Annotated in this window: 27 protein-coding genes; 15 read left to right on the top strand and 12 right to left on the bottom strand. The window is 69.0% G+C overall.

Going from position 1 to position 23,636, the window contains the following annotated elements; genetic code table 11:
* The first annotated feature begins 16 nt into the window (after positions 1 to 16).
* Both EU555_RS04935 and EU555_RS04930 read left to right on the top strand, forming a co-directional pair.
* Positions 17 to 319, top strand: coding sequence for a hypothetical protein (locus EU555_RS04935; protein ID WP_135413560.1), 303 nt, complete (start codon positions 17 to 19; stop codon positions 317 to 319).
* Positions 316 to 510, top strand: coding sequence for a hypothetical protein (locus EU555_RS04930; RefSeq protein ID WP_135413559.1), 195 nt, complete (start codon positions 316 to 318; stop codon positions 508 to 510). Before EU555_RS04935 ends, EU555_RS04930 begins: the two co-directional genes overlap by 4 nt.
* A 207-nt stretch (positions 511 to 717) precedes the next feature.
* On the opposite strand, the gene rpe is transcribed toward EU555_RS04930, so the two are convergent.
* The 9 genes from rpe to EU555_RS04880 form a co-directional block, all read right to left on the bottom strand.
* A complete protein-coding gene (rpe, locus tag EU555_RS04920; protein WP_135413558.1) occupies positions 718 to 1,401 on the bottom strand; it encodes a ribulose-phosphate 3-epimerase in 684 nt (227 codons plus the stop codon).
* A gap of 90 nt (positions 1,402 to 1,491) precedes the next feature.
* Entirely contained in the window at positions 1,492 to 1,770 is a 279-nt protein-coding gene (gene infA / locus EU555_RS04915) for a translation initiation factor IF-1 (protein ID WP_135413557.1), read from the bottom strand.
* Positions 1,771 to 2,025: 255 nt separating this feature from the next.
* Positions 2,026 to 3,153: a branched-chain amino acid ABC transporter substrate-binding protein gene (locus EU555_RS04910; RefSeq protein WP_135413556.1), complete on the bottom strand. Its 1,128-nt coding sequence runs from the start codon at positions 3,151 to 3,153 to the stop codon at positions 2,026 to 2,028.
* A 154-nt stretch (positions 3,154 to 3,307) separates the two neighbouring features.
* Complete coding sequence (locus EU555_RS04905; RefSeq protein ID WP_135413555.1) at positions 3,308 to 3,661, bottom strand: DUF6867 family protein; 354 nt, start codon at positions 3,659 to 3,661, stop codon at positions 3,308 to 3,310.
* Positions 3,661 to 4,443 (bottom strand): ABC transporter ATP-binding protein, encoded by a 783-nt coding sequence (locus tag EU555_RS04900; RefSeq protein WP_205820777.1) that lies wholly within the window; start codon positions 4,441 to 4,443, stop codon positions 3,661 to 3,663. The genes EU555_RS04905 and EU555_RS04900 overlap by 1 nt, the downstream gene beginning before the upstream one ends.
* On the bottom strand, positions 4,440 to 5,054 hold the full coding sequence (locus EU555_RS04895) for a LysE family translocator (RefSeq protein ID WP_135413554.1): 615 nt from the start codon (positions 5,052 to 5,054) through the stop codon (positions 4,440 to 4,442). The genes EU555_RS04900 and EU555_RS04895 overlap by 4 nt, the downstream gene beginning before the upstream one ends.
* Positions 5,051 to 5,911: an ABC transporter ATP-binding protein gene (locus tag EU555_RS04890; protein WP_135413553.1), complete on the bottom strand. Its 861-nt coding sequence runs from the start codon at positions 5,909 to 5,911 to the stop codon at positions 5,051 to 5,053. The genes EU555_RS04895 and EU555_RS04890 overlap by 4 nt, the downstream gene beginning before the upstream one ends.
* Positions 5,911 to 7,329, bottom strand: coding sequence for a high-affinity branched-chain amino acid ABC transporter permease LivM (gene livM / locus EU555_RS04885; protein WP_135413552.1), 1,419 nt, complete (start codon positions 7,327 to 7,329; stop codon positions 5,911 to 5,913). Before livM ends, EU555_RS04890 begins: the two co-directional genes overlap by 1 nt.
* On the bottom strand, positions 7,329 to 8,249 hold the full coding sequence (locus EU555_RS04880; protein ID WP_135413551.1) for a branched-chain amino acid ABC transporter permease: 921 nt from the start codon (positions 8,247 to 8,249) through the stop codon (positions 7,329 to 7,331). The genes livM and EU555_RS04880 overlap by 1 nt, the downstream gene beginning before the upstream one ends.
* 222 nt (positions 8,250 to 8,471) lie before the next feature.
* On the opposite strand from EU555_RS04880, the gene EU555_RS04875 reads away from it, so the two are divergent.
* The 10 genes from EU555_RS04875 (at position 8,472) to EU555_RS04830 (ending at position 18,429) form a co-directional block, all read left to right on the top strand.
* Positions 8,472 to 8,936: an SRPBCC family protein gene (locus EU555_RS04875; RefSeq protein ID WP_135413550.1), complete on the top strand. Its 465-nt coding sequence runs from the start codon at positions 8,472 to 8,474 to the stop codon at positions 8,934 to 8,936.
* 276 nt (positions 8,937 to 9,212) lie between these two features.
* Positions 9,213 to 9,707 carry a (2Fe-2S)-binding protein gene (locus EU555_RS04870; protein WP_135413549.1) on the top strand — a complete coding sequence of 165 codons (495 nt, stop codon included), beginning with the start codon at positions 9,213 to 9,215 and terminating at the stop codon, positions 9,705 to 9,707.
* A gap of 347 nt (positions 9,708 to 10,054) precedes the next feature.
* Positions 10,055 to 12,424: a xanthine dehydrogenase family protein molybdopterin-binding subunit gene (locus EU555_RS04865; protein ID WP_135413548.1), complete on the top strand. Its 2,370-nt coding sequence runs from the start codon at positions 10,055 to 10,057 to the stop codon at positions 12,422 to 12,424.
* A 139-nt stretch (positions 12,425 to 12,563) separates the two neighbouring features.
* Positions 12,564 to 13,364, top strand: a complete 801-nt coding sequence (locus tag EU555_RS04860; RefSeq protein ID WP_135413547.1) for an FAD binding domain-containing protein — start codon at positions 12,564 to 12,566, stop codon at positions 13,362 to 13,364.
* 298 nt (positions 13,365 to 13,662) lie between these two features.
* On the top strand, positions 13,663 to 14,565 hold the full coding sequence (locus EU555_RS04855; RefSeq protein ID WP_135413546.1) for an AAA family ATPase: 903 nt from the start codon (positions 13,663 to 13,665) through the stop codon (positions 14,563 to 14,565).
* On the top strand, positions 14,562 to 15,761 hold the full coding sequence (locus tag EU555_RS04850) for a vWA domain-containing protein (protein ID WP_135413545.1): 1,200 nt from the start codon (positions 14,562 to 14,564) through the stop codon (positions 15,759 to 15,761). Before EU555_RS04855 ends, EU555_RS04850 begins: the two co-directional genes overlap by 4 nt.
* A 47-nt stretch (positions 15,762 to 15,808) precedes the next feature.
* Entirely contained in the window at positions 15,809 to 16,132 is a 324-nt protein-coding gene (locus EU555_RS04845; protein WP_099900934.1) for an XdhC family protein, read from the top strand.
* Complete coding sequence (locus EU555_RS04840; protein WP_135413544.1) at positions 16,129 to 16,827, top strand: XdhC family protein; 699 nt, start codon at positions 16,129 to 16,131, stop codon at positions 16,825 to 16,827. Before EU555_RS04845 ends, EU555_RS04840 begins: the two co-directional genes overlap by 4 nt.
* Positions 16,824 to 17,843 (top strand): molybdopterin-binding protein, encoded by a 1,020-nt coding sequence (locus EU555_RS04835; RefSeq protein WP_135413543.1) that lies wholly within the window; start codon positions 16,824 to 16,826, stop codon positions 17,841 to 17,843. Before EU555_RS04840 ends, EU555_RS04835 begins: the two co-directional genes overlap by 4 nt.
* A complete protein-coding gene (locus EU555_RS04830; protein ID WP_135413541.1) occupies positions 17,836 to 18,429 on the top strand; it encodes a nucleotidyltransferase family protein in 594 nt (197 codons plus the stop codon). The genes EU555_RS04835 and EU555_RS04830 overlap by 8 nt, the downstream gene beginning before the upstream one ends.
* 6 nt (positions 18,430 to 18,435) lie before the next feature.
* On the opposite strand, the gene EU555_RS04825 is transcribed toward EU555_RS04830, so the two are convergent.
* From EU555_RS04825 to EU555_RS04815, 3 genes are all read right to left on the bottom strand, one after another.
* Complete coding sequence (locus EU555_RS04825; RefSeq protein ID WP_135413539.1) at positions 18,436 to 19,065, bottom strand: LysE family translocator; 630 nt, start codon at positions 19,063 to 19,065, stop codon at positions 18,436 to 18,438.
* 26 nt (positions 19,066 to 19,091) lie between these two features.
* Entirely contained in the window at positions 19,092 to 19,715 is a 624-nt protein-coding gene (locus EU555_RS04820; protein WP_135413537.1) for an exopolysaccharide biosynthesis protein, read from the bottom strand.
* A 368-nt stretch (positions 19,716 to 20,083) separates the two neighbouring features.
* Positions 20,084 to 20,353, bottom strand: a complete 270-nt coding sequence (locus EU555_RS04815) for an usg protein (protein ID WP_135413535.1) — start codon at positions 20,351 to 20,353, stop codon at positions 20,084 to 20,086.
* Here EU555_RS04815 and EU555_RS36025 point away from each other — a divergent pair.
* The 3 genes from EU555_RS36025 (at position 20,334) to EU555_RS04805 (ending at position 22,897) form a co-directional block, all read left to right on the top strand.
* Positions 20,334 to 20,498 (top strand): hypothetical protein, encoded by a 165-nt coding sequence (locus tag EU555_RS36025; RefSeq protein ID WP_167858436.1) that lies wholly within the window; start codon positions 20,334 to 20,336, stop codon positions 20,496 to 20,498. The genes EU555_RS04815 and EU555_RS36025 overlap by 20 nt on opposite strands.
* A gap of 224 nt (positions 20,499 to 20,722) precedes the next feature.
* Positions 20,723 to 21,139 carry a cellulose biosynthesis protein BcsS gene (gene bcsS, locus EU555_RS04810; protein WP_135413533.1) on the top strand — a complete coding sequence of 139 codons (417 nt, stop codon included), beginning with the start codon at positions 20,723 to 20,725 and terminating at the stop codon, positions 21,137 to 21,139.
* Between the two features lie 69 nt (positions 21,140 to 21,208).
* Positions 21,209 to 22,897 carry a tyrosine-type recombinase/integrase gene (locus tag EU555_RS04805; RefSeq protein WP_135413531.1) on the top strand — a complete coding sequence of 563 codons (1,689 nt, stop codon included), beginning with the start codon at positions 21,209 to 21,211 and terminating at the stop codon, positions 22,895 to 22,897.
* The last annotated feature ends 739 nt before the right edge of the window (positions 22,898 to 23,636 follow it).

Here is a 23,636-nt window from a genome sequence, read left to right as displayed (position 1 = left end):
GGGGCCCGGATCGCGCATGGCGAGCGGGCTGCAACCCGAAGGAGAGGATGAGCAGGACGGCGACGAGGCGGCGGAGCGGGAGCGGGCCCAGCTCGCCCGCGACATCCTCGTCCACAACGAGCAGGTGAAGCTCACCGCCAACCTGATGAATATCGGCGCGGCCGGCTTCGCCATCACGGGCATCGTCGCACCGCTGACCGCCGCCATGGCGACGACGGGCCGCGTCACTGCGCCCGCCCTCGCGCTGATGGTCGTTTGGTTCGTGCTCGGCGTTGGTCTACACTTCGGTGCGAGGCTGACGTTGACGACCCTGCGATGATGAGCCTGACGACCTATGCCCTGGTGCTGGTGCCCTGCCTCGTGGGGGGCGCCGCGGCGCTCGGCGTCGTCACGCTCCGCCGCTCGGCCGCCCGCCTCGACCGGCGGGCGGCGCGGATCGTGGCGGACACCCCGCCGCCGCGCCAGGCCCGGGCGTTTTCAGGGACGATCCGACGGGTCGCCGGGCGCTGATCAGCGTCGAGGATGCTTGCCGGGTCCGGCGATGGTCGACCGCGGTCCATCCTACCCTCCACCACATCCTGAGGCGCCGGAGCGCAGCGGAGGCCTCGAAGGAGGGCTCCAGGGATCGCCGAGCCGTCTGGAGCCCTCCTTCGCGGTCAGTCCATCGGAGGGTGTGCGCGGCATAACGGAGCATCGCGCTACCGGCCCGGTCCCGACCTACACCCACTGCCCCGCCGCACCCTCCGCCGCCCGGCGGATCGCCGCGATGTTGGCGCCGTAGGCCTCGCGCCCGCCCTTGAAGGTGGCCGAGCCCGCGACCAGCGCGTTCGCGCCCGCCTTCACCACCGCCGGCGCCGTCTCCGGCGTCACCCCGCCGTCGACCTCGATGTCGATGTCGCGGCCGCCCACCATCGCGCGCATGCGCGAGACGGTCTCGCAGACCGAGCCGATGAAGCTCTGGCCGCCGAAGCCCGGGTTGACGGTCATGCAGAGCACGAGGTCGACCATGTCGAGCACCGGCTCGACCAGGCTCGCGGGCGAGCCCGGGTTGATCGCGACGCCCGCCTTCTTGCCGAGCGCCCGGATGGTCTGGAGCGAGCGGTGCAGGTGAGGACCCGCCTCGGCATGGACCGTGATGATGTCGGCTCCCGCCTCCGCGAAGGCCGCGAGGTAGGGGTCGGCCGGGGCGATCATCAGGTGGACGTCGAACACGGCTTTCGTGTGCGGCCGCAGCGCCTTCACCACCACCGGCCCGAAGGTGAGGTTCGGCACGAAATGGCCGTCCATCACGTCGATATGGACCCAGTCGGCCCCGGCCGCGACGACGTCGCGGACCTCCTCGCCGAGCCGGGCGAAGTCGGCCGACAGGATCGAGGGGGCGATCACCAGGGGGCGGGTCATGGCAAGTCTCTGTGGCAGGTCTCTTCAGATGCGCAAAAGGCCAGGGTTCTTAACCCCAGCCCCGCGCAGAGACAGGTCTTGTGACGAAGGTCAGCGCCGGCGGAACTGGCTGCCGCCGCGGAACGGCGGGCGCGGGCCGGCACTGCGCTCGTCCTTGTGACGGAACACCAGACGGCCCTTCTCGAGGTCGTAGGGCGACATCTCGACGGTGACCCGGTCGCCGGCCAGAGTCTTGATGCGGTTCTTCTTCATCTTGCCGGCCGTGTAGGCCACGATCTCGTGGCCCTGGTCGAGCTGCACGCGGTAACGCGCGTCCGGCAGGATCTCGAGCACGAGACCGTCGAACTGCATCAACTCTTCTTTCGCCATTCACACTCTCCGCCCGGGTCGCCGTCGCGGTCGGCGCCACCGGGAGCACATCTTCGAAAATCGGGTCGCGACGCGCCCGGCCGTACGGGTGCTCGGCCGAGGTGCCGGGCGCGCTGATGGCCTTCTAACGCTTGCTGAGCATGTAAGGTGAGGCGATGGGACGCGCAAGCCGTGGGTGTGACGAACACACGGCTTCGTCAACGGCAAAGCGCCCGGCGCGCAGGGCGCCGGGCCGACCCGAGGGTCTTGCAGGCTTTACTGGGTCAGCTCGTTGCCGGTGTAGTCGATCCGGCCGTCGCCGCCCTTCTTCCACATGTACATCACGTAGTCGGGACGGGTGATGTCACCCTTCTTGTCGTACGAGATGTCGCCGATCGCCGTCTTGAACGGCTTGCCCTCGGCCATGTAGGCCGCGACCTTCTTGCCGTCGGTGGACTTGGTGGCCTCCATGGCGGCCTTCAGGATCTGGACGGCGGCGTAGGAGTAGAGGGTGTAGGCCTCGGGGTCGATGTTCTTGGCCTTGAAGGCCGCCACGACGTCCTTGGCGTTGGGGTTCTTGCGGGCGTCCGGCGCGAAGGTCATCAGCGTGCCGTCGGCGCCCGGGCCGGCGATCTGGGCGAACTCCTTGTCGGTGATGCCGTCGCCGCTCATCAGCGGGGCGTTGAGGCCCTGGTCGCGCATTTGGCGCACGATCAGGCCGGCCTCGGTGTGCAGGCCGCCGTAATAGACCACGTCGGCCTTGGCCTGCTTCAGCTTCGAGACGAGCGCCGAGTAGTCCTTCTCGCCCGGGTTGATGCCCTCGAACACCACGTCCTTGCCGCCCTTGGCCTTGAGGGCCTTCAGGGTCTCGTCGGCGAGGCCGCGGCCGTAGGGGGTCTTGTCGTGCACGAAGGCGACGTTCTTGCCCTTGAACTTGTCGGCCAGGTAGGCGCCGGCGACCGCGCCCTGCTGGTCGTCGCGGCCGCAGGTGCGGAACGTGTTCCACAGCTTGCGCTCGGTGTATTTCGGGTTGGTCGAGGCCGGGGTGATCTCGACGATGCCGGACTCGGCGTAGACCTCCGAGGCCGGGATCGAGACGCCGGAGTTGAAGTGGCCGACCACGGCCTTCACGCCCTCGGCGGCGAACTTGTTGGCGACCGAGACGCCCTGCTTCGGGTCGGAGGCGTCGTCGCCGATGGACAGGACGATCTTCTGGCCGTTGATGCCGCCGGCCTTGTTGATGTCGGCGACGGCCTGCTCGGCGCCGTTCTTGAGCTGCGCGCCGAAGGCGGCGTTCGGGCCGGTGATCGGGCCGGCGACGCCGATCTTGATCTGGGCCTGCGCCGATCCGGCCCAGGCGAGGCCGGCCGCGAGGGCGAAGCCGGCCAGTAGCGTGCGCTTCATCTCTGTACTCCTCTGGATCGACGTGGATGTCGGGCTCGCGGGCCCTTTCGGCCGGGAGACCGGGACCCTTGGGAGGCCCCGGATCGGGTGCGCCGGAGCCCTCGGCCCCGGCATGCGTGAAGTCCCGCGCCCGCTGAGGCGCGGGGCCGGGCGCTCAGCCTGCCGCCTTCGCGCGCCAGCTCAGCGGTCCGCTGCGCTCGTAGAGCCAGCGGTACTGCGTCGTCATCTGCCGCGCGCGGGTGGCGCGGTAGCCGGCCGAGCCGATGACGAGCAGCACGATCGTGTCGACCACGTAGTAGTGCGGCGACAGGAAGCTGCCCTCGAACAGGGCGTGGTGGATGAAGCGCACGGCGATGCCGAGGAGCAGCAGCGACAGCACCGCCTGCCAGTACGGCCGCCAGCCGAGCGCGATGCCGCGCCCGATCATCCAGGCCATCCAGCCGCCCATCACCACGGTGACGAGGAGGAAGAGCCAGACCGTGCTCTCCTCGTAGAGGATCCCCTGCATCAGTGCCGTCCCCCCTCGAGATAGGCGGCCTTCACCGACGGGTCGTCGAGGAGCTGCTTGCCGGTGCCCGACATGGTGATGGTGCCGGTCACCATGACGTAGCCGCGGTGCGCCAGCTTCAGGGCGTGGTAGGCGTTCTGCTCGACGAGGAACACCGTCATGCCGTCGCGCTCGTTGAGCTCCTTGATGGCGGAGAAGATCTGCTTGACGATGAGCGGCGCGAGGCCCAGCGACGGCTCGTCGAGGAGCAGCAGGCGCGGCCGGCTCATCAGGGCGCGGGCGATCGCCAGCATCTGCTGCTCGCCGCCCGACATCGTGCCGCCGCGCTGGTAGAGCCGCTCCTTGAGGCGCGGGAACATCGCGCAGACCCGCTCCAGGTCCTGCTCGAAATGGGCGCCGCCATTGACCGCCGCCCCCATCTGCAGGTTCTCGTAGACGGTCATGCGCGGGAAGATCCGCCGCCCCTCCGGCGACTGCGCCAGGTTGAGGCGGGCGATCTCGTGGGTCGGCATCTTCGTGATGTCCCGGCCCGCATAGGTGATCGTGCCCTCCCGCGCCCGGGGGCTGCCGAAGATCGTCATCATCAGGGTCGACTTGCCGGCCCCGTTGGCGCCGATCAGGGTGACGATCTCGCCCTCGTTGACGTCGAGATCGACCCCTTTGAGCGCGATGATGTTCCCGTAATAGGTCTTCACCCCGCGCACCGTGAGGAGCGGGGCCCGGGTGCCGGCGGCCCGGGCGCGGGTCTCGTCCACCAGGACGTTGATGCCGGCGACGCTCACGGCGTGCTCCGGGCGGCGGCGAAGCCGGCGCCGATCAGCAGGCTGCCGCCGAGGCGGTTCATCAGCCGCACCCGGGCCGGGCTGGCGGCAAGCCCGCGGGCCCGCGAGGCGACCACGGCGTAGGCGAAGGCGTTGAGGAAGGCGAGGGCGACGAAGGTCGCCTCGAACACCACCATCTGGGTCAAGAGATCCCCTCGCGGATCGAGGAACTGGGGCAGGAAGGCCACGAAGAAGGTCAGGCTCTTCGGGTTGAGGGTGGTGACGAGCCAGGCATGGGCGGCCATCCTGAGGGCCGGCGCGCCGGAGCGCGGCGCCGCCTGGATCTGCGCGCCCGCCCGCCACAGCTTGATGCCGAGCCAGACCAGGTAGGCGGCGCCGCACCACTTGAGCACCGTGAACAGGGTGGCGGAGGCCGCGAGCAGAGCGCCGAGGCCGAGGAGCGACAGGGTCATGGCGGTGAGGTCGCCGAGCGCGACGCCGATCGCCGCCGGCAGGGCGGCCCGCAGGCCGCTGCCGATGGCGTAGGACACGACGAGCAGGATCGTCGGGCCCGGGATCACCAGCAGGATCGCGGACGAGGCCGCGAAGGCGAGCCACGTCGCGACGGTCATACCCCCACCTCCGCCTCGACCTTCTCCACCTCCTCGTCCTCGACGCCGAGATAGGCGGCGATGACGCTCTGGTCGCTCTGGATCTCCGCCGGCGTCCCGTCGGCGATCTTGGTGCCGTAATCGAGCACCACGACGTGGTCGGAGATCTCCATCACCACCGACATGTCGTGCTCGATCAGCAGCACCGAGGTGTCGTAATCGTCGCGGATCGCCCGCAGCAGGTCGTTGAGGAGCAGCGATTCGCGCGGGTTGAGGCCGGCCGCCGGCTCGTCGAGGCAGAGCAGGACCGGATCGGTGCACATCGCCCGGGCGATCTCGAGCCGGCGCTGGTCGCCGTAGGGCAGGTCGCCCGCCGGGTCGTCGGCGCGGTGCATCAGGTGGATCCGCTCGAGCCAGGCCGTCGCCTTCTCGACCGCCGCCTTCTCTGCCTTCCGGTAGGTGGGCAGGCCGAGGAGCCCCGCGATCGTGTAGCCGGAGGCCAGCATCAGGGGGTTGTGCTGGGCCACCAGAAGGTTCTCCAGCACGGTCATGCCGGTGAACAGGCGGATGTTCTGGAAGGTGCGGGCGACGTGGGCGCGCCGGTTCACCGCGTAGCCGGGCAGCTGCTCGAGCAGGAACTCCGTGCCGTCGCGGTGGCGCAGGGTCATCATGCCTTCGGTCGGCTTGTAGAAGCCGGTGATGCAGTTGAAGACCGTGGTCTTGCCGGCGCCGTTCGGGCCGATCAGCGCCGTGATGTCGCCGCGGCCGACCCGGAACGACAGGTCGTTGACCGCGACGAGGCCGCCGAAGCGCATGGTGACGTGGTCGACCGTGAGGACAGGGTCGGCCATGCGGGGGGAAGCGAAGGTGTCGGCCATCAGCCGTGGCCCTCCTTCACGAGCGAGCCCGAGATGCGCTTGCGCTCCTTCAGCACGATCGAGGGCGAACGCTCCGAGATCAGGCCGCGGGGGCGCCAGATCATCATGATCACCATGGCAAGGCCGAACAAGAGCAGGCGGTACTCGCTCGGATCGAAGTGGTCGCCGAACACCGCCTTGAGGAAGCCGAGGTTGCGCAGGAGCTCCGGCCCGCCGACCATCGCCACGGCCGCGACCGCGACGCCGATCTGCGAGCCCATGCCGCCGAGCACCACGATCGCCAGGATGATCGCGCTCTCGAGGAAGTTGAAGCTCTCCGGGCTGACGAAGCCCTGGCGCACCGCGAAGAACGAGCCGGCGAAGCCCCCGAACATCGCGCCGAGCGCGAAGGCGGTGAGCTTGGTGTTGGTGGTGTTGATGCCGAGCGAGCGGCAGGCGATCTCGTCCTCGCGCAGGGCCTCCCAGGCCCGGCCGATCGGCAGGCGGCGCAGGCGAAGCGTCACGCCGTTGGTGATCAAGGCGAGTGCCAGGATCAGGTAGTAGAGGAAGATCACCCGGTGCATCGGGCTGAAGTCGAGCCCGAACTTCGCCGCGAACCCGTCCTCGTCCGCCGTGAACGGGATCCCGAAGAAGGTGGCGCGCGGGATCGACGAGAGGCCGGCGGCGCCGCCCGAGAAGTCGGTCCAGTTGATGAGGACGAGGCGGATGATCTCGCCGAAGGCCAGCGTCACGATGGCGAGGTAGTCGCCGCGCAGGCGCAGCACGGGGAAGCCCAGCACCATGCCCCAGAGGCCCGCGAACAGCCCGGCGAGGGGCAGGCAGATCCAGAACGACAGGCCGAACACCGTCGAGAGGAGGGCGTAGGAATAGGCGCCGACGGCGTAGAACGCGACGTAGCCGAGATCGAGGAGGCCCGCGAGGCCGACCACGATGTTGAGGCCCCAGCCCAGCATCACGTAGGTGAGGATCAGGATGCCGAGGTCGATCCAGTAGCGCGATTCGCCGAGGCCCCCGGTGCCGAGCACGACGAGCAGCGGGAAGGTCAGCGTCACCCCGAGGAAGGCCGGCAGGGCGTACGCCGAGACCTTCTGCGCGGCGTTCGGCGTCGCGCCGACCGCCTCGGTCGCCTGGTCCGGCGCGGGCGTGAGCGCCCGGCGCGCGTCGCGGCCGGCGAGGATCAGGCGCTGGGCCAGCCGCACGATGAAGACGATGCCGCACAGGATCGCGACGAGGCCCCAGCGCGGCACGAGGTCGAGGGCCGAGGTCTGGCTCAGGTCGGTGCGGAAGGCGACGATCGGCACGCAGAGGCCGAAGGTGACGAGCGCGAACAGCGCCGCGTCCTTGACGATGCCCGCCACGTCGGGGGCGGCGCGGTCGGCGGCGGTGCTGGCCGCCAGGGTATGGGCCGGATTCGCCATCAGACCTTCTCGACCTCGGGCCGGCCGAGGATGCCGGACGGCATGAAGATGAGCACGATCGCGAGGATCGAGAAAGCCGCCACGTCCTTGTACTCGATGGAGAAATACGCCGACCAGAAGGTCTCGACGAGGCCGATGAGGAGACCGCCGAGCACCGCGCCGGGCAGGCTGCCGATGCCGCCGAGCACCGCCGCCGTGAAGGCCTTGACGCCGGGCGTGAAGCCGTCCGCGAAGGACACGACCCCGTAATAGAGCAGGTACATCGTGCCGGCGACCGCCGCCAGGGCGGCACCCAGCACGAAGGTCAGGGAGATCGTGCGGTCGACGTCGATGCCGAGCAGCGCGGCCATCTTGCGGTCCTGCTCGCAGGCGCGCTGGGCGCGGCCGAGCGGCGTCTTCTGCACCAGGTACCAGAACCCGGCCAGCAGCACCACGGTGGTCAGCATGATGATGATCTGCTTGTACGACAGCGCCACCGCGTAACCGTTATCGCCGGTCCACAGGGTGATCACGTCGCGCATCATCGGCGGCGTCGGCTTGTTGCGGGCGCCCTGCACCACCTGGACGAAGTTCGACAGGAAGATCGAGACGCCGATCGCCGAGATCAGCGGCGCCAGCCGGAACGACCCGCGCAGGGGCCGGTAGGCGATGCGCTCGATCGACCAGCCCCACAGGGCGGTCAGCAGCATCGCGACGATCAGCACGATGAGCAGCGCCAGCGCGATCGACGAGATGCCGAGCCAGGTCGTGACGATCAGGAAGGTGATCAGCGCGATGAAGGCCGAGAGCATGAACACGTCGCCATGGGCGAAGTTGATCATGCCGATGATGCCGAACACCATCGTGTAGCCGATGGCGATGAGGCCGTAGATCGACCCAAGCGTCAGCCCGTTGATGAGCTGCTGCGCGAAGACCTCCATGCGGTCACGTTCTCCGTTCGCGGGCTTTGCGCCCGGACCTCCCTGGCCGCGCCCCGCTCATACGGGTGTCACGGCCGTTCCCTGGCGTGAGGCTTAGCAAGCACCGCACCACTCCACAATCGGGTGCCGCCGGGCGGGTGTGCGAAAGGTCGACTGGCCCCGCGGCAACCGCTCCGCTACCGTCGACGGCGAAGCCGAAGTGAACGATGGGGGAGCGCCGCCATGGCGATGACGATGACCGGCGAGGTCGTGCTGCCGGCCGACCAGCAGACGGTGTGGGAGAAGCTCAACGACCCGGAGGTGCTCAAGCGCTGCATCCCGGGCTGCGAGTCCCTTGAGAAGGTCGGCGACAACGAGCTGCAGGCCGCCGCCAAGATCGCGGTCGGCCCCGTGAAGGCGACCTTCAAGGGCAAGGTGACGCTGACCGACATCGACGCGCCGAACGGCTACCGCATCACCGGCGAGGGCCAGGGTGGCGTCGCGGGCTTCGCGAAGGGCGGGGCCGTGGTGCGCCTCGCGCCGGCCGAGGACGGCCAGACCAAGATGACCTACGACGTCGAGGCCAGCGTCGGCGGCAAGCTCGCCCAGCTCGGCGGGCGCCTGATCAACGGCGTCGCAAAGAAATATGCCGACACCTTCTTCGACACGTTCGCCAAGGAGGTTCAGGGCGCGAACTCGGCCGCCTGAGCCGCGCCCGATCGTCGCGACAGGTTCGATCGCGGGCGATCAACTTGTTGCGAGGCAATCGGGTTGAACAGCGAAAATCGGCCGGAATCGGCCGGTTCTCGCGCCAAAAGGCCGAGGCGGAGCGCCTTGACCGGCGCTTCCGCCCGGTTGACACTCGAATTCGAGCGATTCCAGAGAGGCACGGCCGGCCCGGCCACCACGAGCAACAGGGTCCGACAGACAGGATCCGCGGGTCTTCGGCCAAGGTGTCCTGGTCCAGGAGGAGGACGTCACCCCATGAGCGCTGTCAGCCTGACGGTGAACGGCAAGGCCGTGACCGCCGACATCGACCCGCGCACGCTGCTGGTGCAGTACCTGCGCGACACCCTTCGTCTCACCGGCACCCATGTCGGCTGCGACACCAGCCAGTGCGGCGCCTGCGTGGTCCACCTCGACGGCGAGGCGATCAAGGCCTGCACCGTGCTGGCGGTGCAGTGCAACGGCCGCTCGGTCACGACCATCGAGGGCCTGGCCGCCGGCGGCGACCTGCATCCGATGCAGGCGGCGTTCCGCGAGCATCACGGCCTGCAATGCGGCTACTGCACCCCCGGCATGATCATGACGGCCGTGGACCTCGTGCGCCGCAAGGGCAACGCCCTCGACGAGCACACCATCCGGCACGAGCTGGAAGGGAACATCTGCCGGTGCACCGGCTACCACAACATCGTGAAGGCCATCGCGGCCGGCGCCGAGGCGATGACATCTGAGCCGCAGAAGGTCGCGGCGGAATAGCACCACCCCGAACCCTCCCCCCTCTGCGGGGGAGGGTGCCCCGCTGCGAGTGCGAAGCACTCGTGCGCGGGGCGGGAGGGGGGAGGCCGCTTCCGGAGAGGTCGCGCGCGCCATGAAGGACGCCACATTCCATGGCGTCGCGCTGCCCCTCTCGGCGGGACTGCGTCCCGCTGCGCTCACTGCGTTCGCCACCCTCCCCCGCAGAGGGGGGGAGGGTTAGAAACCTGCGCCCCATCAAAAAATCGTCCGCGCCATCCGGACCAACCATAACGACACGCCACGACAGAACGAGGCCGGCCTCACCGCGTCAGCGCCGGCCCATCAGGCAAGATCCGGGAGAGACACGCATGACCGCCACCGGCATCGGCGCCTCGGTGCGCCGCAAGGAAGACCAGCGCTTCATCACCGGCAAGGGCCGCTACGTCGACGACTACAACCGTCCGGGCCAGGCCTATGCCTATTTCCTGCGCTCGCCGCACGCTCACGCCGAGATCCGCGGCATCGACACCTCGGCCGCAGCGTCAATGCCGGGGGTGGTCGGGATCCTGACCGGCGAGGATCTGGCGGCCGACAAGGTCGGCGGCCTGATCTGCGGCTGGATGATCCACTCCAAGGACGGCACGCCGATGAAGGCCGGGGCGCACCCGGCGCTCGCCCAGGGCAAGGTGCGCTACGTCGGCGACCACGTCGCGGTGGTCATCGCCGAGACCCTGGCCCAGGCCAAGGACGCCGCCGAGGCGATCAGCGTCGACTACAACCTGCTCCCGGCGGTGGTCGAGACCGCCAAGGCCGCAGGCGCCGGCACCGTGGTCCACGACGTCGCCCCCGACAACACGGTGTTCAACTGGCACCTCGGCAACCAGGCCGACGTCGAGGCGGCCTTCGCCCGCGCGGCGCACGTCACCAAGCTCGACATCGTCAACAACCGGCTGGTGCCGAACCCGATCGAGCCCCGCGCGGCGGTGGGCGAGTACGACGAGGCGGAGGAGGCCTTCACCCTCTACACCACGAGCCAGAACCCGCACGTGGCGCGCCTCGTGCTCTCGGCCTTCATCGGCATCGCGCCGGAGAACAAGCTGCGGGTGGTGGCGCCCGACGTCGGGGGCGGCTTCGGCTCGAAGATCTTCATCTATGCCGAGGAGACGGTCTGCGTCTGGGCGGCCAAGAAGGTCGGCCGGCCGGTGAAGTGGACGAGCGACCGCACCGAGGCCTTCCTGTGCGACGCCCACGGGCGCGATCACGTCACCCATGCGGAACTCGCGACCGACGAGAGCGGCAAGATCCTGGCCCTCAAGGTCCATACCATCGCCAATCTCGGCGCCTACCTGTCGACCTTCGCCTCGTCGGTGCCGACCTACCTCTACGCGCCGCTCCTGTCGGGCCAGTACAACATCCCGGCGATCTACTGCGAGGTGGACGGGGTCTACACCAACACCGCGCCGGTCGATGCCTATCGCGGCGCCGGGCGGCCCGAGGCGACCTTCGTCATCGAGCGGCTGGTCGAGGTCGCGGCGCGCGAGCTGAACCAGGACCCGGCGAAGTTCCGGCGCAGGAACTACGTCAAGAGCTTCCCGCACCAGACGCCCGTCATCATGATGTATGACGGCGGCGACTACTCGGCCTCGCTCGACAAGGCGCTCGAGATCGCCGACCACAAGGGCTTTCCCCGGCGCCGGCGCGAGAGCGCCCGCAACGGCAAGCTGCGCGGCATCGGCTTCTCGTCCTACATCGAGGCCTGCGGCATCGCCCCGTCTCAGGCGGTGGGCTCGCTCGGCGCCGGCGTGGGCCTGTGGGAATCGGCCGAGGTGCGGGTGAACCCGACCGGCTCGATCGAGGTGCTGACCGGCTCGCACAGCCACGGCCAGGGCCACGAGACCACCTTCGCGCAGCTCGTCTCCGACCGGCTCGGCGTGCCGATCGAGAGCGTCACCATCGTGCATGGCGACACCGACAAGGTGCAGTTCGGCATGGGCACCTACGGCTCGCGCTCCGGCGCGGTCGGCATGTCGGCCATCGCCAAGGCAATCGACAAGGTGGTGGCCAAGGGCCGCAAGGTCGCGGCCTACGCGCTCGAGGCCGGCGAGGACGACATCGAGTTCAAGGACGGCCGCTTCTCGGTCGCCGGCACCGACAAGTCGCTGGCCTTCGGCGAGGTGGCGTTGCAGGCCTACGTCGCCCACAAGTTCAGCGGCGCGCAGCTCGAGCCCGGGCTGAAGGAGGGGGCGTTCTACGACCCCACCAACTTCACCTTCCCGGCCGGCATGCACATCTGCGAGCTCGAGGTCGATCCCGATACCGGCGTCGTCACCATCGAGAAGTTCACGGCGGTGGACGACTTCGGCAACGTCATCAATCCGATGATCGTCGAGGGCCAGGTCCATGGCGGCATCGCGCAGGGCGTCGGCCAGGCCCTGTTCGAGGGCGCACTGTACGACTCGGACGGGCAGCTCGTCACCGCGAGCTTCATGGATTACCGCATGCCGCGGGCGGCGGACCTGCCCTCGTTCGAGGTCGGCATGACGGTGACGCCGTGCCCGTCGAACCCGCTCGGCATCAAGGGCTGCGGCGAGGCCGGCGCCATCGCGGCCCCGGCGGCGGTGATGAACGCGCTCACCGACGCGCTCGGCCACGAGAACATCGTGATGCCGGCGACGCCGCTCGCGGTGTGGCGGGCCGCGCAGGCGAGCCCCCACCTGCGCCCGGAAGCCGCGGAATAATATCCCAGCGCCTTCGACCGCACCCGTTCGAAGGCGCTGGGCAAGCCCGAATGGACGCCGGCGCTGATGCGCCGAACGCCTTGCCATCGACGTGTCGATGGCAAGGCGCGCCGGTATAAGACAAAGTCTGGAGAGCATCATGTACGCTTTCGCCTATCACCAGCCGACCAGCCTCAAGGAGGCCGTGAGCCTGCTCGCCGGCGAGGACGCCAAGCTCGTCGCCGGCGGCCACACCCTGATCCCGACGATGAAGCAGCGCCTCGCCGCCCCCGGCACGCTGATCGACCTCGGCAAGGTGCCGGACCTCGTCGGGATCGAGCGCAGCCCGCGCTCGGTCACGATCGGCGCGATGACCACCCACGGCGCGGTGGCCGAGTCGGCCGACGTCAAGGAGGCGATCCCCGCGCTCGCCGAGCTCGCGGCGCTCATCGGCGACCCGGCGGTGCGCCACCGCGGCACGATCGGCGGCTCGGTCGCCAACAACGACCCGGCGGCGGACTATCCGGCGGCATGCCTGGCGCTCGGCGCCACGATCAGCACCAACAAGCGCAAGCTCGCCGCGGAGGAGTTCTTCACCGGCCTGTTCGAGACGGCGCTGGAAGAAGGCGAGATCGTCACCGGCGTCTCGTTCCCGATCCCCCACAAGGCGGCCTACGAGAAATTCCGCAACCCGGCCTCGCGCTACGCCCTCGTCGGCGTGTTCGTGGCCAAGCGCCCGAGCGACATCCGCGTCACGGTGACGGGCGCGGGCTCGAACGGCGTCTTCCGCTGGACCGAGGCCGAGGAGGCTCTGGGCAAGCGCTTCGCCGCGAAGTCGCTGGAGGGCATGTCGCCGTCGGCCGATGGCCTCAACAGCGACATCCACGCGGATGCGGCGTACCGGGCGCACCTCATCGGCGTGATGGCCCGCCGCGCGGTGCAGAAGGCGGCGGATCGATAGGGCGCGACGTGCTCAACCCTCCCCCCTCCGCGAGGGAGGGCGCCCGGCTCACGAGTGCGAAGCACTCGTGAGCCGGGCGGGAGAGGGGCAGCGCGACGCTGATCCAGCGGGCGCACGTCATGGTGGTCGCGACCCCTCTCCGGAAGCCGGTTCCCCTCTCCCGTCCTGCGTCGCAGGACACCTTTCCCCGCAGAGGGGGGAGGGACTGGATTGGCGCGGTTCCGCTCCAATATCCATCATCAGCGCAAAGACCCCTGGTGGAAAGCCCACCGCCCCCGCGAGAAGCCTCTTCCGCCGAATGACCCTCCCCACCTCCATCGACGCCACCCAGGCACTGCTCGCCTCGGCCGGCTACGTCGCCGACCGTGCCCTCTCCACCGTCGTGTTCCTGTCGCTCAAGCTGAAGCGGCCGCTCTTCCTCGAAGGCGAGGCCGGCGTCGGCAAGACCGAGATCGCCAAGGTGCTGGCGAAATCCCTCGGACGGCCGCTGATCCGGCTGCAATGCTACGAGGGGCTCGACGTCGCGGCGGCGGTCTACGAGTGGAACTATGCCGGCCAGATGATGGCGATCCGCCTCGCCGAGGCCGGCGGCGCCGTCGACCGCGCGCGGCTCGAATCCGAACTCTTCTCCGAGCGCTACCTGATCCGCCGGCCGCTGCTCCAGGCGCTGGAGCCGGGGGAGGGCGGGGCGCCGGTGCTGCTGATCGACGAGCTCGACCGCACCGACGAGGCCTTCGAGGCCTTCCTGCTCGAGGTCCTGTCCGACTTCCAGGTGACGATTCCCGAACTCGGCACCGTGCGCGCGCCCGAGCCGCCGCTGGTGATCCTGACCTCGAACCGCACCCGCGAGATCCACGACGCCCTCAAGCGCCGCTGCCTCTATCACTGGGTCGATTACCCGGACGCGGCGCGCGAGCTGCAGATCCTGCGCACCCGCCTGCCGGAGGCCCCCGAGGCCCTGTCGCGGCAGGTGGTCGGCTTCGTGCAGGCGATCCGCAAGGAGGACCTGTTCAAGGCGCCGGGGGTCGCCGAAACGCTGGACTGGGCCACCGCCCTCGTCGAGCTCGACGCCATCGCGCTCGATCCCACGCTCGTCATCGACACGCTCGGCGTGCTGCTGAAGTACCAGGACGACATCCAGGCGATGCAGGGCGGGCGCGCCAAGGCGCTTCTCGACGAGGTGAGATCGTCCGCCGGATGAGCGAGGGTACTGGCCGGCTTCCCGACAACATCGCCTACTTCGCCCGGGCCCTGCGCGCCGCCGGCGTGCCGGTCGGGCCCGGCGACGTGATCGACGCCGTCGAGGCGGTGGAGGCCGCGGCCATCGGCAGCCGCGAGGATTTTTATTGGACGCTCCACGCCGTGCTGGTCCGCCGGCACGAGCACTCGGCCCTGTTCGCCGAAGCCTTCCGGCTGTTCTGGCGCCGGCGCGACCTCATCGAGAAGATGATCGCCCAGATGTCGCCGGTCGCCCCCGACAAGGCGCCGCCCAAGCCCCCGAATGCCGGGGCGCTGCGGGTGCAGGAGGCCCTGTCGCCGAAGAGCGAACGGCCCAAGCCGAAGATCACCGAGGAGGACCTGACCACCGTCACCCTGTCGGTGTCGCAGGCCGAGGTGCTGAAGGCCAAGGACTTCGCCCAGATGAGCGCCGAGGAGGTGGCCCAGGCCCGTCGCCTCATCGCGTCCTTGCGGCTGCCCGACGACGCGACCCGCACCCGGCGGTTCGAAGCGCGGCCGCGCGGGCGCATCGACCCGCGCCGCAGCTTCCAGCGCACGGTGCGGGCGGGCGGCGCCATCGACCTCGCCTTCCGGGCGCCGCGGGAGCGGCCGCCGCCGATCGTGGCTTTGTGCGACATCTCCGGCTCGATGGCGGAGTATTCCCGTCTCTTCCTGCACTTCCTGCACGGGCTCTCCGAGCAGCGCCGGGTCCACAGCTTCGTCTTCGCGACCCGGCTCACCAACATCACCCGCGAGCTGACCCGCCGCGACCCCGACGAGGCCCTGGCCCGCGCCAGCGCCCGGGCGCAGGACTGGGAGGGGGGCACCCGCATCGCCGAGGCCCTGCACCTGTTCAACCGGAACTGGTCGCGCCGGGTGCTCGGGGGCGGCGCGGTGGTGCTGCTCTTCACCGACGGGCTCGAGCGCGAGGTGACGCAGGACCTGACCCACGAGATGGACCGCCTGCGCCGCTCCTGCCGGCGCCTCGTCTGGCTCAACCCCTTGCTGCGCTTCGAGGGCTTCTCGGCCCGGGCGAGCGGCATCCGGGCGATGCTGCCCCATGTCGACGATTTCCGGCCGATCCACAGCCTGTCGGCGATGGCCGACCTGTGCCGCGCGCTCGGCGCACACCAGCCGCGCGGGCGCGAGCCGAAGGCGTGGTTGCGCGCGGCCGGCTGAACCCTAACATCTCAAGGCGGGGGTGAACGCCCCGGAGATCCCGTCCCATGCTGTCGACAGACACCGACATCCTCGCCACCGCCGAGGCCTGGCGCGAAGCGGGCCGCGGCGTGGCGCTCGCCACCGTGATCGAGACCTGGGGCTCGGCCCCGCGCCCGGTCGGCAGCCACCTCATCATCGACGAGGAGGGGAACTTCCTCGGCTCGGTCTCGGGCGGCTGCGTCGAGGGCGCGGTCATCGCCGAGGCCGCCGACGTGATCGAGGACGGCCAACCCCGGGTGCTCGAATTCGGCGTCGCCGACGAGACCGCCTGGCGGGTCGGCCTGTCCTGCGGCGGGCGCATCCGCGTGCTGGTCGAGCCGGTCGCGTGAAGCTCGACATCCTGCGGGAGATGAACCGGGAGCGCGCCGCCCGCCGCGCCGTCATCCTGGTCACCGACACGGCCGACGGCAGCCAGCGCCTGGTGCGCGAGGCCGAGGCTGACACCGATCCGCTGGCGTCCGAGCTGTCGGCGCGGTTCCGCTCCGGCAAGAGCGGGGTCGTCGAGGTGGAGGGGCAGTCGCTGTTCCTCACCGTGCAGGTGCCGCCGCCGCGCCTCGTGGTGATCGGCGCCGTCCATATCAGCCAGGCCCTCGCGCCGATGGCGCAGGCGACCGACCTCGACGTCACCATCATCGATCCGCGCACCGCCTTCGCGACGCCGGAGCGCTTCCCCGCTGTGGCCCTGCTGCCGCTCTGGCCCGAGGACGCCCTGGCGCAGCTGCCGCCCCTCGACCGCTACACCGCTGTCGCGGCCCTGACCCACGACCCGAAGATCGACGACCCCGCCCTCGTCGCGGCGCTCAAGGCCGAGTGCTTCTATGTCGGGGCGCTCGGATCGCGAAAGACCCACGGCCGGCGCGTCGAGCGCCTGACCGCGGCGGGCCTGAGCGAGCAGCAGATCGGGCGCATCGCCGCGCCGATCGGCCTCGACATCGGCGCCGTCAGCCCGGCCGAGATCGCCGTCTCGGTGCTGGCGCAGGTGATCGCCGCGTTGCGCCAGGACCGGCGCCGGGCGCCCGCATGAGGTTCGGGCCGGTCCCCGTTTCGGAGTCCGTCGGGCTGATCGCCGCCCACTCGGTGCGCGCCGGCGAGGCGGTGGTGAAGAAGGGCCGGGTGATCGGCGCCGAGGATGCCGCGCGCCTCGACGCCGCCGGCATCGCCGAGGTGGTGGCGGTCGCCCTCGAACCGGGCGACGTCGGCGAGGACGAGGCGGCGGAAAGGCTCGCCGCCGCGGTGGCGGGGCAGGGCGTGACCGTCGAGCCGCCCTTCACCGGCCGGTCCAACCTGCACGCGGCGCAAGGCGGACTCCTCGTCCTCGACGAGGCCGCGATTGCTGCCGTCAACCGCATCGACGAGGCGGTGACGCTCGCGACCCTGGTCCCGTTCAAGCCGGTGGTGCCCGGCGAGATGGTGGGAACCGTCAAGATCATTCCCTACGCCGTGCCGGGCGCCGTGCTCGACCGGGCCCTCGCGGCGGCCGCGCCGGCGATCCGGGTCGCGCCTTACCGGCTGACGCGCGTCGCGGCGATCTCGACCCTCCTGCCGGGCTTGAAGGCGAGCGTGGTCGACAAGACCCTTCGGACGCTCGAAACCCGGCTGGCGCCTGCCGGCGCGCGGATCGTCGCCGAGGCCCGGGTGCCGCACGAGGCCGGGGCGGTGGCGGGCGCGTTGCGCGACGCGGTCGCGCGTGATCGCGCGGAACTCGCGGTGGTGTTCGGCGCCTCGGCCATCGCCGACCGGCGCGACGTGATCCCGGCCGGGATCGAGGCCGCCGGCGGCATCGTCGACCATCTCGGCATGCCGGTCGATCCCGGCAACCTGCTGCTGCTGGGCCGGTTGGGCGAGGCGCCGGTGATCGGTGCCCCAGGCTGCGCCCGCTCGCCGAAGGAGAACGGATTCGACTGGGTGCTGCAGCGGCTCCTGGCCGGCCTGACGGTCGGCCGCGACGACATCGTCGGCTTCGGGGTCGGCGGGCTCCTGATGGAGATCGTGTCGCGGCCCCAGCCGCGGGACGGCGGCGAGAGCGCCGACGATGCCTGAGCCGGTCGGCACGGTGCTGCTCGCCGCCGGCCGCGGCACCCGCTTCGGCGCGAGCCCGAAGCTCCTGAGTCGCCTCGACGGCAAGCCGCTCGTGCGCCACGCCGCCGAGTCCGCTGTGGCGGCCGGTCTCGGGCCGGTCGTCGTGGTGCTGGGCCATGCCGGTGCGGAGGTGCGCGCGGCGCTCTTCGGCCTGCCCCTGACGCTCGTCGAGAATCCCGATTACGCCGAGGGGCTGTCGACCTCGCTCCGCAGCGGGCTCGCGGCCCTGCCGGACGACGTCGCGGCGGCCCTGGTGCTCCTCGGCGACATGCCGCGGGTCGGTCCCGGCCTGCTGGTGCACCTCGCCGACGCCTTCCGGTCGGCGGCCGTCGCCCCGTCCGCGGTGGTGCCGGTGCGGGACGGGCAGCGCGGCAACCCGGTGCTGCTCAACCGCCGTCTTCTTGCCGAAGGCCTCGCGACGCTCGCCGGCGACCGCGGCGCCGGCCCGCTGCTGGCGCGGCGCGACGACGTGCTGGAGCTGCCTGTCGATGAGGCGGGTGTGCTGATCGACGTCGATACGCCGGCGGCGCTGGCGGGCCTGTCGTAGGGCCGCTCAGGTCGGCAGCCGCGCGGTGAGGACCCTCAGGCCCGCCCCAGCGAAGAGCAGCGCGAAGGCGCCTTCGAACCAGCGGCGCAGGCGCACATAGCCGCGCGCCAGCCGGCCGTTCGAGAACAGCAGCGCGTAGCCGGTGAAGATCAGGGTGCTCTGGAGCCCGATGGCGGCGATCACCAGCGCGATCTCCGCCGGCGCGGCCCGCGACGAGAGGCCCAAGCTGTAGAGCGAGCCGAAGAACAGGATCGCCTTCGGGTTGGTCAGGTGCAGGGCGAGCCCCTTGGCGTAGGCCCGAAAGGCCGAGCGCTCGGCGGCGGTGCGTGCCACGGCCGCCGGCCCCCGCATCGCGCTGCGCGCCGACCGGCAGGCCAGCCACAAAAGGTAGGCGCCGCCGAGGTAGCGCAGCACCTCCAGGGTCCAGGCGCTCGCGGCCATGATGGCCGCGAGCCCGAGCGCCGCAGCGATCGACCAGGTCAGCGATCCGGTCACGACGCCGAGGGCGAGCGCCAGGCCGGTCCGGCGCCCGGCCTGCATCGCGGCATCGGCGATCGCCAGCGTCGCCGGACCCGGGCTGGCGCTCGCGACGAAGGCCGCCGAGAGGATCAGCGGGAGATCGATCGAGAGGCTCATCGCGCCGCTCCGCTGCGGAAGACCGCTCACGCCCCGGCGGCGGCGGCCCCGAGATTGAGAAGCCCCATCACGGCGGTGAACACCGCGTAGACGAAGCCGAGGTTGAGCAGCACGCCCAGCGCGCCGACGCCGAGGCCGACCGCCACCACGATGCCGTCGCGCTCGACGAGGCCGAGACCGACCAGCGTCACCGCGAGACCGAGGGGAATCTGGCCGACGAGGGGCGCGGCGACGATCAGCACCAGGGAGAGCGCGAGAATCAGGACACCCATGGCGCGCATGCCGATGTCGTTCTCGAACACCCGCAGCCGCGGCCGCGACCAGCGCTCGAGCCGGCGCAGCAGCGGCACCGCGCGGGTGACCGCCCGCTGCAGGTCGGCGCGGGCGATCGAGCGGCCGAGCAGCGCCCGGGGCAGCCAGGGCGCCGACATGCCGAAGGCGATCTGGGCCGCCACCAGGGCGAGGAGCAGGCCGCAGATCAGCGGGATCGGCGGCGGCATCGGCAGGCAGTTGGGCAGGCCGAGCAGCACGACGAGGAGCGCGAAGGCTCGGTCGCGCAGCACCGACACGATGTCGCCGACGGTCAGCCTCTCGCTCTCCTGGGCGGCGAGGACGGTCAGGACCTCGGAGGTTCGGGCGAAATGAGTCACGGGGCTCTGGCCGTCCGGTGCCGGGGAGGCGCCCCCGGGCGAAGTCCCGGCACCCCCGGGCGGGGGGACGGCACTCCCGTGCGGGGTCGCGGCGCCCCGCGCCGGGGTCGCCCGGGCCCCTCTAGCCCACTCCGCCGCCCGGGCCAACCCGCGGGCATGTGCGGTCGGCCCGCGGTCCGGGCGAACCGGGCCGGCCGCCAGGAGGGGTCCGAGCCGCTGTCGAAGCGGCCCGGCCGCGGAGAGGAAGCGCCTGTGCATGGTTCACCGAGGTGAGCGCCGCGCGCGGAGCGCGGCCGTGCGGGCGTCTCACACGGTCAAGCGGGCAATCGTAGGGCAGAGTGCGACGGAAAAACGCCGCGGCCGCGATCTCAATGCAGCGTCAGCACCCCGTTCACGGCGCGGAACTCCGCCGGCTTGATCAACTGCGAATGGGCGACCCGCACGGAGTGCAACGGTCCTTCGAGCTCGCGCTTCCAGAAATCCAGGAAGCCGGTGAGCACGGGGAAGCGGGGGGCGAGGTCGTAATCCTGCCAGACATAGGTCTGCAGCACGCCGGGATGGTCGGGGATGCGGTAGAGGATGTGGGCCGTCGTCAGGCCGTATCCCTCGATCTGACGCATGAACTCCTTCGAGACCATGGAACCTCCTCGCGGTCTGGATGATCCTTCTCGGGTGCGTAGCGCTTTGCCGGCCAAGCGTCCGATGATGGGGTTAACCAATCGTGAAGCTCAAGCGCAAATCGCAGCTACGGCGTTGATTTTTCAGGCAATAGCAGCCTCCTGACGCGAGTGCTGACAAGGATCATGCGTCCCGCCGTCTTGCCATGACGATGGCGGCTCGGCGTGCAGGCGCGGCGAATGCTTTCGCGTGGGCGCGCGCTGCACGGAAACCGTGATCCGACCCATATCCGCACGCGGCGGATCGCTTGTGGCGAGATTTTCTCGATATCTTGACGTAGGAGATTTTGAAAAAGATATTTTCGTTGACGCAAAGATAGCCATGCTGCCGTGCCCTTCGCTCCGGTCCGCCCGGCCCTGCTCTGCGCGGCGGCCAGCCTCGCCTGCCCGAACGCGTCTCTCGCCGACGAGCGGGAGGAGGCGCGCCGGGAGGTCCGGGCCGTGCTGTTCGGCAGCCTCGATGCCGGACGCTCGTCCTTCGTCAGCGCCGGCGCCAAGGTCGCGCCCGGGGGCACCGACCGGGACGGTTTCGTGACCCTCGGCACGCTGGGCTACGGCCTGCGGCCGGAGCGGGACTGGTGGGGGGATCCGCGCGGCCAGGCCGGCCTGCGCCCGCCCCGGACCCAGCGTCACACCGTGCAGGCGGGGGCGGTGGCCGGGTGGCAATGGGTCCGCGACTGGGGCGTCGCCGCCCTGTTCGCCGGGCCGGAACTCGCCTTCGAGGTGCTGGACGGAAATCCCGGCTAAGTGCCTGAGTCGTTGAGATTGTTGATCAAATCGGCCGAAACTGTGATACAAAACCATGAGACACGGTGCATGGCGAGATACATGGCAAAACCCGTCATCCGCGGCGAATCGCCGCACCGTTACGAGAAGCGGGTCCCTACCGACGTTGTCGAGAAGCTGAAGGGGCGAGAAGTTTGGATCGAGCTGCCGGCGCCCGCCGGTGGCGATCCCAAGCTTGTCCATTTCCGACTGGGTACCCTCGCCAGAGTGTCAGTCCACACGCGCGATCCGGCACTGAGCCACGCCCGTTGCGCAACCATCCAAGCGCACCTTGATCAGACGTACGCAGCGGCCCGCAGTGGTCCTGCCTCGTTGACGCCGATGCGAATCGAGTACCTGGCTGGCCTTGTCTACGATGACATCAAGCGTCGATTCCTCGAGAATCCCGGAACGCCCGATGGGTGGGCCGCGGTCAAAGCCTACACCCGCGCAGCCGTCGAAGGCCGCGTCGCAACAGCGCCGAGGTTGGCGCGCGACTTTGATCCCGTCGACGAGGTGGAAATCGCGCGTGAGCTGTTCGGCGGAACAATGACCGAAGCAATCGATGCACTGCCCGCTGGCGTTCACACTTCGGCTCTCGATCAAAGATTCGGTGCTTATGTTGATTGGGTGCTTGGATTAAAAGGTTTAGAGATCGATCAAGATTCCCGTGCTGCGCTCTTGAGTCGTGTCGGAGTTGCGATCCTCAACGCATCGTGGCGGATGAAACGTGCATCTCAATTTGACTGGTCTGAAGATCCGGCTGAAGCCCGGTTCCCTAAAATTGACCCCGGTGATACTAAGAAAAGGCCTACAACCGCACCGACGAGCGTATCCTTTAATGAATTATTCGATCGTTGGGTTAGAGAAACTGATCCTCGGCCATCAACTCGGGCAACATGGCGGGGTAATATCGACCGCCTAATTGAATTTCTTGAGCATGACAACATCGCTCGCGTAACGAAGAAAGACATCATAGCTTGGAAAGATTGGCTGGTAGCCCGCGGCCTGAAGTCAAAGACGATAAGTGCTTCCTACCTTTCATGTGTCAAAACTCTGTACAATTTCGCAGTCGCGAACTCACTCCACACCGAAAATCCAGCAAAAGGAGTCAAAATCAGCGGAAGCAGCCGCGCCGGTGACAGCAAGTTGCCGTATGAAGATGCGGAAATTGCTAAGCTGTTGGATCTCGCAATGCGAGAGTCAGTCTCATATCGAAGGTGGGTCCCCTGGCTGATCGTTCTAACCGGCGCTCGAGTGGGAGAGATTTGCCAGTTGTGGGGGTCGCATATCCGAACAATTGACGGCATAAATGTAATATCTATCGAAGAGACCGAAGATGGTGGAACTCTCAAGCCCTCGGCTGAGCGCATTGTGCCAATTCATCCAGCTCTGATTGAAGCCGGCTTTCTGGATTTTGCAAAGGGGAGGGGGAATAAACCTCTGTTCTACGATAGGCCTTCGCGAGGCGGAGATAATAGACGACATAAATCAACCCACATATACGGGCGGCTTGGAAGCTGGATTCGTAGCAACGGCTTCACGGATCCGCGCAAATCTCCCTCACATGCGACACGGCATTGGTTCAAATCTGTGGCCTCCAGAGTTGGTATCGCTGATTCGGTCGCAGATGCTCTACAGGGGCATAAAGACGGAAAGGCGGCATCGGTGTATCGCCACATCGGAGTCAAAACCCTTGCGGAAGCAATCGCGAAAATCCCTGTTCCCGAGCAACGATAGAAAAGCAGGTAGAACTTGATCGCAGCTGGTGGGCGAGCCAGCTGCGAGGTTGGTAGGGGCCTATAAGCCGCTCACAAGCCCGCCCGCCGCGATTCACAATGCTGGTAGGGTTCCCCCTTATCCATCATGCAAATAGGGCGCTGGCGGGCGTCGTACGGGCGATTGTGGATGGGAGGGATCTGAACCTATCCCGACCGTCTCCCTCGCCGCGCAATGAGCGAATCCAACACTGGCGCATCACGCATGCCACCGGAGGCAAGATACCGAAATTGCTGGGTATTTTGACTTTGCCCAGGATCGAGGCAAACTCCGGCCACCTTCGTAGGTGTGATGCGAATGCGGACTTAGAGCAGGACAACCGGTTGGAGTTCCAGCCGATTTCCGATATGCCCCAAGTCAGGGCGATCCCAATAGCCAGCCTAGACCCGCCCACGGGAGCGACAGCGTAAACGCTCACCTCAACGAGTTGGAATTGCAGAGAATTTCGCCTCTGCCGCGGATCGAGTATAATAATGGGCAGGTCGGGCGCCCCGCTCAGGCTCATCCAGCGTAACCTATTGACTTTGCAGCCGATTTCGACTTTACCCCAGGTTGGGGTAAAGTCCTCCGGCGGGCATCCGGCCGAGGAGTACTGGCTCAACGAGGAGCAGGCGCTCCGAATCGCGATGTTCTCTCGTACCCCAACGCTGAGGCGATGCGCGACCTGACAGCATCCGCGTGACCATCGAGCGTAACGCAT

The sequence above is a fragment of the Methylobacterium nonmethylotrophicum genome (genome assembly GCF_004745635.1).
GTDB lineage: Bacteria > Pseudomonadota > Alphaproteobacteria > Rhizobiales > Beijerinckiaceae > Methylobacterium > Methylobacterium nonmethylotrophicum.
Note: the sequence above shows the minus strand (reverse complement) of the source record. Positions and strands in the feature narration are given on the sequence as shown.